Origin of the sequence: Aminipila luticellarii (assembly GCF_004103735.1) — a bacterium.
GTDB lineage: Bacteria > Bacillota > Clostridia > Peptostreptococcales > Anaerovoracaceae > Aminipila > Aminipila luticellarii.
The window spans coordinates 885,995-898,516 of the sequence record NZ_CP035281.1; the positions used below are offsets into that span (position 1 = coordinate 885,995).

Below are 12,522 nucleotides of genomic sequence, written 5' to 3' on the forward strand. Positions count from 1 at the left end.
GAATCGAAAATGCAAAATACAAATAAAAAAGTAAATATGAAAATCATGTTTTTTAAGGGGATTAGACTTTTGTTTATTCCCCTTTCCATGCTGATGTTTTATTACGCTTCGGGAGCTTGGGGCTATGCTCTCGGTTTTATTCTGGCCGCAGGCTTCGGCATGAGCTTTTTCCTTATGATAAATAATGGGATTGTCGATGTGATCGGCGGAGAATTGAAAAATGGAGTAGAAGAACTGATTCATAAGGTGACCAGCAGTCCGGTTCATATTGAATTTGGAAAGGCCTGGGGGAGGATGAGCTTTCTTATATTTTTGCAGGAGGACAATGAGACGGTAACTAAGGTCATTTACAGAAAGGTAGTAGAAACCTTGACAGCTTCCGATTATTTCAACAAAATTGAAATCGTAAGCATGGCCAATGTTCCGGATTTAGAGAAAGAGACCATACGAAGATTTAAAAATATGATGCTGAAAAATGCGTTTGAAATAGCAAGCAGGAAAAGAAAGGAAAAATGATATGTCAAAATGTATAACCAATGAAATCGAGTGCCCTGAGTGCGGAAATAAGCAGAATTTCGTACGGTGGCAGAGCATTCTGGCAGACATCGACCCCCAGCTGAAAGAAAAAGTCCTGAACGGTGAGCTGTTTGTCTTTCACTGTGAGAAATGCGGAAAAAAATTCCCTATAACATATCCTTGTCTATACCACGATATGGGGAAGCATCTGATGGTATATTTAACGACCGAGCAGGAGGCCATAGAGGAAATGAATAAAATTCTGTTCCAGTCTCCGGAAACTTTTGAAATGCAGGCAAAACAGGGATATGTGTATCGAGCGGTGGGCACGGTGAATGAAATGGCCGAGAAAATCATGATACACGACATGAAGCTGGATGACCGGGTGATAGAGATCATCAAAATGCTGATTTTATTCAAATCAGGCAATGAGGGCATGGATGTAGACAGCATTGCGGGCATGTTCTATTATCCGGGAAAGGACGGACAGCACCAGATCGTCATTATGTTCAACGACGGAAAGCAATCCTTTATCCCCATTGAGCAGAATTTGATCAAGGAAACTATGGACAACCTGAAGGAATCCATTGAAGAAAACACCAAGGAAGGCTATCAGGCCATCAACGTGGAATGGGTCGGCAAAATATTAGCATAGATTGGACCCGAGCCTTCTTAAAAGATCACAAAATTATTTGACAATATTTTGTAATCTTTGTAATGATATGGTATAATTAAGAAAAAGCGATGTGTTCCTACATATGGAAGAGAGGTAAGAAATGGGAGTATTAAAAGGTTTAAAGCCAGAAAGTGTATTCAGGTATTTTGAAGAATTGTGCAGTATTCCACACGGCTCCGAAAACATGGGGCCTATAGCCGATTATTGTGTTGCTTTTGCGAAAGCACATCATTTGGAATATCATAGAGACAGTCTCAGCAATGTGATCATCATCAAAGAGGCGTCCAAAGGATATGAAAATTCTCCGGCCATTATCATTCAGGGACATTTGGATATGGTCTGTGAAAAAACAGCCGAGAGCAGTATTGATTTCCTAAAGGACGGACTTACTCTGGGAATCGACGGAGATGCGCTCTATGCAGAAGGCACCACTCTCGGTGGAGACGACGGTATCGCCATAGCTATGGCACTGGCCATATTGGATTCCGACAGTCTTGAGCACCCGAAAATAGAAGCTGTATTTACAGTGGATGAAGAAACCGGCCTTTATGGAGCCGAGGCGATAGATGTTTCCATGCTTCAAGGCAAAAAGCTGATCAATCTGGACTCTGAGGAGGAAGGAATTATTACTGTGAGCTGTGCAGGCGGGGTGACTGCCGAGTGCATACTTCCGGTTATCCGTGAAAAAGTAGAGGGGGCTCGTGTTCAGATCGTATTATCCGGTTTGAGCGGCGGACATTCCGGCACCGAAATCGATAAAGGACGCGGAAACTCCAATATTCTTATGGGCAGACTGCTCTGCAATCTGAAAAAGGAGCTGGATCTGCATATCATAGATATAACCGGCGGACAGGCAGACAATGCCATACCAAGAGAGACAGTATTAAATATGATCGTATCAGAGAGCGACGTGTCAAAAGCAGAAGGTGTTGTAAAGGAATGCCAAAAGATGCTGAGAAACGAGTATAAGACCAGTGATCCGGCCATTACTGTTACAATGGAAAATCTGGGAAAAGCAAGTGCGGAGGTTTTAAATAAAGAATCTGTAGACAAAACTGTTTTCATGCTTTTAAATCTTCCAAACGGAGTTCAGGCTATGAGCGCAGATATAAAGGGATTGGTAGAAACCTCTTTGAATCTGGGCATTCTGAAATTCTTTGAAGACGGTATTCATCTGGTTCTTTCTGTTCGAAGCTCTATCGAGACTGCCAGAAATGCCGTTTGTGACAAAATCGTGTCCATTTTGGAGTTCTTAGGCGGCAAGGTGGAATTTGCAGGAGCTTATCCGGGCTGGGAATTCAAGAAAGACTCCGCTCTTCGGGAAACAGTGGTTCGAGTATTTGAAAAACAGTACGGTAAGAAACCTGCTATCGAAGCCATTCACGCAGGTCTGGAATGCGGATTCTTCTCAGAAAAGATAGAAGGCGTAGACTGCATTTCCATCGGACCAAGCATGACAGGCGTTCATACGGTGGAAGAAAGACTGAGCATATCCTCTGTAGAGAGAACCTGGAATTTATTGCTGGAAGTCTTGAAAGAAAGCAAATAGATACGATAAAGAGATAAAGTGAAAACAAAGTATAAATACTATAAGACAGGGCATAAAGAATTCGTTTTAGCATAAGGTTAGGAGATGAGGCAACATGCAAAAAGGAACAATTGTGTATCTTTATGGAGAGAGCTTGTACATCAATCTGACAAACAGATGTCCCAACAGCTGTGATTTCTGTATCAGAAACTATACAGATAATCTGGGTGATGCGGATAATCTGTGGCTGGAGGAAGAACCCACCGCAGACCAGGTGGTATCGCGTATAAAAGAGGAGATCTGTGAGAAAAAGACAAAGGTAAATGAAATTATTTTCTGCGGGTACGGCGAACCCATGGAACGATTGGAAGAGTTAATCGACATTTCTAAAAAAATAAGAGCGTTTACCGATAAACCTATCCGAATCAATACGAACGGACTGGCAGATCTCATTCATAAAAAGAAAACAGCTCCGCTGCTGGAAGGCGTGGTAGATGCCGTTTCTGTCAGCCTAAATGCTCCTACCGCTGAAAAGTATTTCAATTTATGTCATCCTGAATTTGGGCCTCAATCCTTTGATGCCATTTTGAAATGGACAGAGGATGTGAAACAATACGTTCCCGATGTGCGGATGTCGGTGGTGGGCGTCATACCGGAAGAAGACATTCAAGAATGCAGGAGAATAGCCGAAGAACTTGGCGTAAAGTTTCGGGTAAGGTAATAGTTTAATAGAATTTTTTTATTCCCCTTTGCTTATATAAGTGAGGGGGATTTATTTTTGTCGAAATTCAAATGTAGAAATTTAGGAAAATATGGGATATACTGAAAGAAAAAGATCGCATTATCAAGGAGGACAAAAACGTGGCGAAGAAAAAGGGCGCTTCTACTAATTATAAAGAAATAGCCAAAGCAGATGATAGAACTTATGCTTTTAAAAATCTGCCATTTGAATGGGGATCTGCGTTAGTTGAATATTTGACTACCTTGGTCAGTAAACCAGTAAGCCATAAAAAGGTGAATAAGCAACCTGCGCACGGAAAAGCAGAAAAACAACCGGCTTATGAAATCTATAAATTTACAAGTGATATTGGAGAGCCCTTGAGCGTCCGCTTATACCAGAGCGGAACGATTGACCTGCAAGGGAAACCTTCCTATTTGCAGGGGGAAGCTATATATTTTTTATCCTATTGTGATGATGTATCCGTCGATGATATGGTAGGGGCGATTAATCGTTTTCATGATGTGAATATCAAAACGGAAGATGTAAGAAGTGAAATGGAAACCTTATTGCCGCGTTCTTATGGAAAACTAGATGATATGGTCTTGAAATTATTGTCTCCATCTATTTCTCTGAGAACGGTAAAGAAGCTTGAGGAAGAGTATTCTTATTACGCTTTTCCGGCCCTGCGAGCCCTAGAAGGATATATGAAGTATCTGTTCGGGATAAAAGGAATTCATATAGGGTATAATTTTTTGGAGGTATTTGATAAAGAGCTAATGAGGGAAAGCACTGCATTAAAAATTGCAGATGAAAATTATCAGAAAGAACTGGAAAGACTGTATCATTATCTAATGAATAGCAGACATGTCGTTTTTTACAAAAAGCAGCTTTTGATAGGGACAACTATGCTTAAAGATAAACCAGAGGCTGATGAAATTGTAAATAATGTACTGAATTTGATTGAGACATCCTATATAAACATACATAAATAATCAAAAATAAAGTCTCAGTTGATCGGAACAATTTGAATATACATGAAAGGCCCTCCAATCGCAATACTGTCATTGGAAGACCTTAAAAGTGCGTATTTAATTACCTACCACCTCGTATCCCAGATTATATATTAAACAATTTTTATGCAGGGGCCGTGTCCTGATGCAATAAAAGCAGGAGAAAGTGTTTCTAAATCAGTCAATAACTTGTTTTGCATTTCCGGAGTTGGAAGTTGGGCGGCTCCGCTTGTTTTTATTGCGTCCGGCCAGTTGCTTTCGATAACCTGTCCGTGTGTTTCTCCCATCTGAAACATGAGGTCGCTACTGAAAAAAATATTACGTTTTGTTTCCATAAAAAGTAGACCTTCCCACATGTGCATTTCTGATGGGTAACTAATTGTCTTAAACTCGAAATCATTTCCGCTAAAGGTTTCGCCCGGTTGTTTGATTTGGATATTTCGAGCAAGCCCAAAGCCCCATAACTGCCGTCCTGTGACTTCTGAACATACAGGGATTGCCTCGGGGAATTCTTGAAGAACCAAAGATAAGCCGCCGCACTCGTCACTTTCAAAATGAGAAATAAGGATGTATTTTAGCGGTTTGCCGCCCAAAAGCTCTTTAATTTGTGGCAGCGTTTTCTGCGCTTGAGGAACAGCACCCGTTTGAATTAGCACTGGTTCATCGGTCAACAACAAGTATTGGTGCATGGAAAGTTTTATCGGCTCCATCACATCAGTAAATTGGTAAAGATCTGAATAAATATTTGTCATGTTCATTTTCCTTTCATATTGACATACAAAATAGCTTTAAGATATAATAAAAGCCACATCTGTTGCTTTTATTATATCTTAAGTTTGGACAGGTTGGCAAGTATGCCAGCCTTAATTGCAACAAAGAGGGGAGGGTTGTTGCTTTATGAGAAGAAAAAATACAACATCCGATATGATGAAAGGATACATGGCGGAGGCACTTTTAATGCTGATGGAGAAAAAAGATTATGCCGATATTTCTATCAGCGAAATTGCAGCTAAAGCTGGAGTAAATCGTTCCACGTTCTATCGGAATTTCAATTCAAAAAATGAAATTATTAAATATTACTTTAAGCAAATTATCTATAAACACTATTTCAGCGTTTCATCAGAGCCTACATCAATACCAAATTATTTACTTGAAATGTTTACCCATTATTATGGTTATAAAAAAGAATTACTACTCATGCACAGAGCTAATGTAACTCATATTATCCTTGAAGCATTGGATGAAGCTTTTTCAGCCATACACACTGATACAACAGTTGAAAGTCACTATGCTACACGCTACCACACAGGGGGAATATATAATGTTTTCCTTTTGTGGTTCGAGGGTGGTATGAAAGAAACACCTGCTGAAATAACAAAAATTACATGTTCATATTATCCTTCAAACTTACGCCCTTATATGTGGTTAAAGTAGCTTTTTTCAGCTTTACACTAACCGGCAAGCAGGCATCTGACTATTTGGAAGTTATTCCATACCCTAATCAATCAGACTTTTTCCCGTCATTTCATCCGGTATGGCTATTCCCATCAGATCCAGCATAGTAGGGGCAATGTCCGCCAGAATTCCTCCGTCTTTCAGATGAACCGGTTCTTTTGCGATATGCACCAGAGGTACGTCGTTCAAGGAATGTGCGGTAACAATTTCGCCCTTTTCGTTGAGCATACAGTCCGCATTCCCGTGATCCGCTGTTAATAAAATCTGTCCCCCCTTGTCAAGTATGGCGTCTGCGATTTGTGCTACACAGTTGTCAAGGGCTTCAACCGCTTTCTCAGCAGCTTCAAAAACGCCCGTATGGCCGACCATATCCGCATTGGCAAAATTTAAGATGATGACATCATATGTTTCCTTATGAATCTGTTCCAGCACCTTTTCTGTTATGCCGTATGCACTCATTTCCGGCTGTAAGTCATAGGTGGCAACAGAAGGGGACGGAATCAAAATGCGATCCTCGTCTTTATTCGGAGCTTCCACGCCGCCGTTAAAAAAGAAGGTGACGTGGGCATACTTCTCTGTTTCAGCGATCCGGAGCTGAGTTAGATTCTGTTTTGCCAGATATTCTCCCAACGTATTCTTTAGGGATTGAGGCGGAAAGGCAACGGATACATGGGGCATTTCCGCATCGTATTGAGTCATACAAACGTAGAACAGATTCTTGATCACTTTTTTTCTTTCAAACCCATCAAAATCATCGCTGACAAAAGCTCTTGTTATTTCTCTTGCTCTATCCGGTCTGAAATTGAACATAATGACCGCATCCTTGTCTTTGACAGTAGCAGGGGCAGAGTTTCCGCTTTGAATAACAGCAGGCACGATGAATTCATCGCTTTGATCCTTATCATAAGCAGTTTCAATCGCTTCGACGGCCGATTTTGCCTGCACACCTTTGCCCAAGGTCATGGCATCATAACATTTAATCACCCTTTCCCAACGCTTGTCCCGATCCATTCCGTAATATCTGCCGGCAACCGTTGAAATGCTGCCAAGACCGATTTCTTTCATGTGGGCTTCAAGCTGCTCTATATATTTTTTGGCGCATCTGGGCGGTACATCTCTTCCATCCAAAAGTGCATGGACATAAACTGTCTCCACCCCTTTTTTCTTTGCCATATCCAATAAGGCAAAAAGATGTCCAATGTGACTGTGAACTCCTCCGTCCGAAACTAATCCAAGCAGGTGAAGAGCAGAGTGGTTTTCTATGGCGTGCTGCATAGCTTCATGAATTACTTTGTTTTCAAAAAAGCTTCCTTCTTCAATTTCCTTTGTGATCTTAGTCAGCTCTTGATAAACAATTCTGCCGGCACCGATGTTCAAATGCCCTACTTCCGAATTGCCCATCTGCCCTGCGGGGAGTCCCACGTCAAGTCCGCAGGCTTTTAGGGTAGTATGCGGATATTTCTCAAAAATTTTGTCTAAATTAGGCTTTGAAGCGGCTGCAATGGCATTGCCGTACGTATTCTTATTTATTCCATAGCCGTCTAAAATCATCAGCATAGTTGGTCTGGCAAATTTATTCATGTTCTACCTCTTTACTATTTCTTATTATTTTCCTGTCCTGATTACAAGAGTTTTGGAGGACAGGCAACAATTTGAAGTTGTTTAAGATTAGTATAACAAAATTCACAAAGAAAACATATACACCGGAGCACTTTTTTTGGTATAATATATAATTGATTCGTTTGCGCTAAATGACGATCGAGGAAATATAAAAACAAAGGATCAGAGGAGATTTATATAGATGAGTAAGAAATCATTTTTAAAGGGTGCTGCGATTTTAGGCATCGCAGGATTATTAGTACAAGTTATGGGAGCAATTTTTAGAATTCCTCTTGGAAACATCATAGGAGCTGACGGTATGGGATATTATCAGACAGCCTATCCGATTTATGTATTTCTGCTTGTATTTTCTACAAATGGTGCGCCTGCCGCCATTTCAAAGATGACTTCGGAGCGTATAGCCGTCGGAAGAAGTGATGAGGCACACCGAGTGTTCAAATTATCCTTTATACTGATGTTTCTTTTGGGTATAGTGGCTTCTTCCATCTTTTTCTTTGGGGCAAAGCCTATCGTAAATGCACTGGGCAATCCCGGTGCTTATTATGCCATGCTTGCCATCGCCCCGGCGCTTCTTTTTGTACCGATTATGGCAGTTTTCAGAGGATATTTTCAGGGAATGCAGGAGATGGGGCCTACAGCTACTTCGCAGCTCATGGAACAGGCGGTCAGGGTGACGATTGGTCTGGTATTGGCCGTAATGCTGGTTCCCAAAGGTCTTGAATACGCAGCAGCCGGAGCTACAGTTGGGACAAGCATCGGACCCATTGCGGGCGTTCTTGTATTGATTGTTATTTATTTCTACAAGAAAAATAGACTGCCTCTTAAAAATGAAACAAGCGACGCAAGCCAAGAAAGTGCGGGAAGCATTTTAAAAACCTTAGCGGCTATTGCTGTTCCTATTACCATAGGTGTGTCCATCCTGCCGATCATGAACATTGCAGATGTTGTAATCGTTATGAGAAGATTGCAGGGCGTTGGGTTTACCGCCAAAGAAGCCAATGCCCTTTACGGACAACTGACAGGGATGGCAGGTCCGGTCATAAACATTCCGATGGCGCTGGCTCTGTCCATGGCTTTATCCATGGTACCAGCCATTGCAGCTGCGGCAAGCACGAAGGACACTGCTTTCTTAAAGATGAACGTGCGGCTGGGTCTTAGAACGGCTATGATTATTGGGGTTCCGTGCAGCTTTGGCTTAATGGCTCTGTCAGAACCTATTATGAAACTGATTTACCCCCTTCAAGCAGAAAGTGCGGTAAATGCTTCCGGCTGTCTGTTCTTCCTTGCCATAGGAATTGTATTCCTTTGCATCGCTCAAACTATGGCGGGAACGCTGCAGGGACTTGGCAGGCCGGGAATAGCGGTCTGGGGCTTAGCAGCGGGCTTTGTTGTGAAATGTGCATCCACTTTTATTTTAACGGGCTTGCCGCAGCTGAACGTAGAGGGCGCGGCAATCGGCAGTACACTTGGATATATTACCATTGGAATTATAAATTTTGCAGCGGTTAAAAAAATGACTGGGATTACATTTGATTTAAAGCTTTCTGTATGGAAACCGCTTCTATCCGGTATCGTTATGTTCGTGTTAGTAATCGGAGCTTATAAAGGACTTTCCGGAGCAATAGGGAACAGTCTGGCTACCGTAGTAGCGATTGGCATCGGTGCGGCAGTATACGGGATCATGCTGCTCAAGATAAAAGCCATCGAAGAAAATGAGATTATCCTGCTGCCAAAAGGAGGAGCCTTGGTAAAGCTTCTAAAAAAATGTAAGCTGGTATAATGCTATTGGCGGATTCAACTAGGCAAAAGAAGGAGACGGTCCAAGCGTAAAAGGAGATGTTCTTTTTATGAAACAGTTTGAGAATTTCAGCAAAGCGTTAAATAATCTGGAAGACGTTTATAAATATGATGAGCCGTACGATATTGTGTTGAAAACGAAGAAGCTTTATGTGAGCATGTTTCGGGAATTACAGCGGGAAATTCTACGGAAATTGCAGTAGAATTTTTGACAGTAAAATCAAATGAAGTTATCAAAATTATCAAATGAATTAAGGCTAATATTTTCCATCGGAGGTTGACAAAAAGGTAGTACTGATGGTAACATGAGTTTATAGAGAATTGAATAGAGCATTTGATGTTCTGTTTACTCTGAACAGAGTAAACAGCTAAGAGGGAAACAGGTTAAAGTCCTGTGCGGTCCCGCCGCTGTAAGCGATAGTTCTGCCACAGCATATATGAAAAGGTATATGCACCACTGAACGGCAGTTTGGGAAGGTGTGGCAATAATGATGATTCGCGAGCCAGAAGAACTGCATGAAATGAAAAAGGATGCCGACGGGTGATCGGTAAGCTTTTAGACGTAGCAATACGTTTGAAGCCCTGCTCCCATTTATGTGGCCGCAGGTCTTATATAATAATTTCAGCAGTTGTAGCTGCTAGAAATTTTTTAGTTTTTCATTGCACAGAAATACGGGCTGTAGCATTTATGCTGCAGCTTATTTTTATACAGTAGAAAAAATCTGCTTTCTATTGTATAAAAAATGGATGTCAAACTCTCTATTCTAAAAAAGGCAATCAATTTGGATTTGGAGGAGGAGAGAAGATGAATATTAATTGGTTTAAAAACCCCGACAATGTATCCTGTGTGGATGTGGATGTTTTTTCTGATGTTGTTTCCGGAAAGACTACCATTGAAAACCTTAGGGAAAAATTGGAAGAGTTTAAGCAAAATCCGATTAAAGAGGGGAAGGTTATCAGGGATAAAGAAAACGAATATATTAAATTGATGATTCCCAATCTGACCTTTGGACAGGCGATTGAGAACGGTGAAAAGGTATGGGCCTGCTTGGGAGAACCCTATGGCAGTTTTTGCCTGTTTTGGCCCAAAGAAAGGGTTCTGTGCAACTTCAATCATTGGTTCAGGGCATAGCTTAAGATGAGATAGAAATGCCGAAAAAAGACGAATCTTAGGAATGAAATAATTGGGAATACAGATTGACAAACCAGAAATTTGTTGATAGTATGAAGTAAACAAAGAAAAAGTGAAAATTTGGAATGTATTTTATGTACCGCAGCGGGAAACCGCATGTGGGTAAAGGGAACTCCGGTGAAAGTCCGGGACGGTACCGCCGCTGTAAGTGAGGAGTCTGAGCCGTAGCTCTTAAGATGAGCAGTCACTGAGTGAGAACTTGGGAAGGCAGGCGAAAGATGAGGATGCACGAGTCAGAAAACAGACATAGTTTTAAACAGTCCTCGGTAAGGGAAAAAAACTTAACAGCACGCTTGAAAAAGGTGTGGGTTTGTTTAGCAACGGTTTAAAGTGCATTAGAATACAGTTAAAAACGGAACTGTGACGTAAGGTCACAGTTTTTTTGTTTGCATAAATCATTTGATTCTCACAAAATATTACCCTAAATAAATGATTAACAGGCAAAGTGATAAGACAGATGTGGACAAATGGAGCAAAAGGGAGGGCATCACATGGAAGATAGAAAAAATCAACTAATAGATTTATATAAGCTGCTCATGCAGGAAAAAACCAGAGCCTGTGAAGACCAGTTTTTTAAGGAACTGGTGAAAACAGAGCTATGGATTCCTAGAGTGCCCCAAGCGGTTGACGGCAACAAAAAAGGCTTTGCTTTGCTGCTGACCGGTGAAGGAAGAAAATTTGTCCCGGCCTTTTTAGACAAAGAGGCAAACATAGGCCGCTTTCAAAGAGAAAATCTGGTTTCCATGACCTATGAAAATCTCAAATATCTGATTATTGATTCTCCAGAGAAAATCAACGGTGTGGCACTCAATCCCTTTGATGAAAATATTCTATTGGACAGGGAAGTTATGGAACTGATAGATGCACGAACCATGGGCATGACTTTAAAAAGAGAAGAATTTCAAGGGAAGATTATGCTGCGGACGCCAGAGGTCTTGCCTACAGGATTGAAAGCTGCCTTGAATTGTTTTTTTACAGAACATCGTCAAATCGAGGCTGCATGGATGATAAAAGCACAAAGAGAAGGGGAAAGTGAGGATTATTGGCTGCTGTTGATGGATTTCCACGGAGAGAAGACGAAAGTGTTTCCTCAGGTGGCGGAAGTAGTCAAGCCCTACATGAAGTCTGGGGAGCGGTTTGAGTTAGTGCAGAAAAGTTCTAACTTTTCTACAGAAAATATGAAACAGACCCAGATTTATGAGTTGGTTCAAAACTAGAGACTGCTGAAAAGAAGGCGGTTCGGATGAAATTGTTTCAAGCACTTCGGTGTTTGGATATAAAATCAAAAGGGAAGGAGGTAGTTTTGACTTGAGTTTTTAGCTAGTTGATTTTATTTCAGAAGAGCGGTTTATTGATTAAATAAGCCGATAAAAGTTCAAGGAGGATATATAAAATGAAGAAAATTTTAAGATCCAGAATGATGATTTTCGTAATGGCAGTAGCCATGGTATTCGCAACGTCAGCTACGGCATTTGCCGGCAGTATAACGCCTGTAACACCTACCTATCCTATATCGGTGAATGTACAATTTGAAGCCACAGAAGGAACGGTGACGGATATCAATGATGTTGACCATGATATTCCGGCTATTGCAGTAAGTAAAACTGTGGAGTATGCGTCGGCAGGAGCGTTCAGCACCGAATTCCCAGTTGATGCAGGAGCTGTTCATGAGCTGGCCGGTTATCCGACCGTTATGGATGCCATTTACAATGCTTATCATCAGTACAGCCCTAGCATGGCCGGATTCACTATGGGCTGGGATACTTATAGCACTCCAAACGGTGCATATATCACGACACTGTTTAATATCGGTACTATCACTGAGTCTTCGACCAGCAACTCTTGGAAGGGATACTCCTGGTCTATTTATCTGAACGGTACACTGACCAGCCTATATGCCAGCAATGTTCAGATTAAAGACGGAGACGTAGTTCGTGTTGTATATCAGGAAAACACCGAGACTTGGTAAAAACAGGTTTTAGTATCAAACCAATGGATGATGGTTTT

At 41.4% G+C, this 12,522-nt stretch carries 13 protein-coding genes and 2 riboswitches; of the genes, 11 read left to right on the forward strand and 2 right to left on the reverse strand.

The window, feature by feature from the left end:
* Positions 1–9 precede the first annotated feature (9 nt).
* From EQM06_RS04060 to EQM06_RS04080, 5 genes are all read left to right on the forward strand, one after another.
* Positions 10–516, forward strand: a complete 507-nt coding sequence (locus tag EQM06_RS04060) for a hypothetical protein (protein ID WP_128745120.1) — start codon at positions 10–12, stop codon at positions 514–516.
* A gap of 1 nt (position 517) precedes the next feature.
* Entirely contained in the window at positions 518–1,171 is a 654-nt protein-coding gene (locus EQM06_RS04065) for a CpXC domain-containing protein (RefSeq protein WP_128745121.1), read from the forward strand.
* A 121-nt stretch (positions 1,172–1,292) separates the two neighbouring features.
* Positions 1,293–2,741: an aminoacyl-histidine dipeptidase gene (locus EQM06_RS04070; protein WP_128745122.1), complete on the forward strand. Its 1,449-nt coding sequence runs from the start codon at positions 1,293–1,295 to the stop codon at positions 2,739–2,741.
* A gap of 94 nt (positions 2,742–2,835) precedes the next feature.
* Entirely contained in the window at positions 2,836–3,441 is a 606-nt protein-coding gene (locus EQM06_RS04075) for a TIGR04100 family radical SAM protein (RefSeq protein ID WP_128745123.1), read from the forward strand.
* 140 nt (positions 3,442–3,581) lie between these two features.
* Positions 3,582–4,433 (forward strand): RNase LS family HEPN domain-containing protein, encoded by an 852-nt coding sequence (locus tag EQM06_RS04080; protein WP_164914340.1) that lies wholly within the window; start codon positions 3,582–3,584, stop codon positions 4,431–4,433.
* Positions 4,434–4,564: 131 nt separating this feature from the next.
* Here EQM06_RS04080 and EQM06_RS04085 read toward each other — a convergent pair whose 3' ends face one another.
* Positions 4,565–5,203, reverse strand: coding sequence for an oxygen-binding di-iron domain-containing protein (locus EQM06_RS04085; RefSeq protein WP_205666591.1), 639 nt, complete (start codon positions 5,201–5,203; stop codon positions 4,565–4,567).
* Between the two features lie 145 nt (positions 5,204–5,348).
* Here EQM06_RS04085 and EQM06_RS04090 point away from each other — a divergent pair, with 145 nt between their 5' ends.
* Positions 5,349–5,885, forward strand: coding sequence for a TetR/AcrR family transcriptional regulator (locus EQM06_RS04090; RefSeq protein ID WP_128745126.1), 537 nt, complete (start codon positions 5,349–5,351; stop codon positions 5,883–5,885).
* A gap of 63 nt (positions 5,886–5,948) precedes the next feature.
* On the opposite strand, the gene gpmI is transcribed toward EQM06_RS04090, so the two are convergent.
* Complete coding sequence (gpmI, locus tag EQM06_RS04095; protein ID WP_128745127.1) at positions 5,949–7,487, reverse strand: 2,3-bisphosphoglycerate-independent phosphoglycerate mutase; 1,539 nt, start codon at positions 7,485–7,487, stop codon at positions 5,949–5,951.
* A gap of 220 nt (positions 7,488–7,707) precedes the next feature.
* Between gpmI and EQM06_RS04100 the strand changes: the two genes are divergently transcribed.
* The 5 genes from EQM06_RS04100 (at position 7,708) to EQM06_RS04120 (ending at position 12,484) form a co-directional block, all read left to right on the forward strand.
* Positions 7,708–9,306: a putative polysaccharide biosynthesis protein gene (locus tag EQM06_RS04100; protein WP_128745128.1), complete on the forward strand. Its 1,599-nt coding sequence runs from the start codon at positions 7,708–7,710 to the stop codon at positions 9,304–9,306.
* Positions 9,307–9,373: 67 nt separating this feature from the next.
* Positions 9,374–9,526: a hypothetical protein gene (locus EQM06_RS13095; RefSeq protein ID WP_230975018.1), complete on the forward strand. Its 153-nt coding sequence runs from the start codon at positions 9,374–9,376 to the stop codon at positions 9,524–9,526.
* Between the two features lie 117 nt (positions 9,527–9,643).
* Positions 9,644–9,857: riboswitch (cobalamin riboswitch) on the forward strand.
* A 271-nt stretch (positions 9,858–10,128) separates the two neighbouring features.
* On the forward strand, positions 10,129–10,455 hold the full coding sequence (locus EQM06_RS04110; RefSeq protein ID WP_128745129.1) for a hypothetical protein: 327 nt from the start codon (positions 10,129–10,131) through the stop codon (positions 10,453–10,455).
* 117 nt (positions 10,456–10,572) lie between these two features.
* Positions 10,573–10,779: riboswitch (cobalamin riboswitch) on the forward strand.
* Positions 10,780–11,006: 227 nt separating this feature from the next.
* On the forward strand, positions 11,007–11,732 hold the full coding sequence (locus tag EQM06_RS04115; protein WP_164914341.1) for an enhanced serine sensitivity protein SseB C-terminal domain-containing protein: 726 nt from the start codon (positions 11,007–11,009) through the stop codon (positions 11,730–11,732).
* A gap of 176 nt (positions 11,733–11,908) precedes the next feature.
* Positions 11,909–12,484 carry a hypothetical protein gene (locus EQM06_RS04120; RefSeq protein ID WP_128745131.1) on the forward strand — a complete coding sequence of 192 codons (576 nt, stop codon included), beginning with the start codon at positions 11,909–11,911 and terminating at the stop codon, positions 12,482–12,484.
* Positions 12,485–12,522 lie beyond the last annotated feature (38 nt).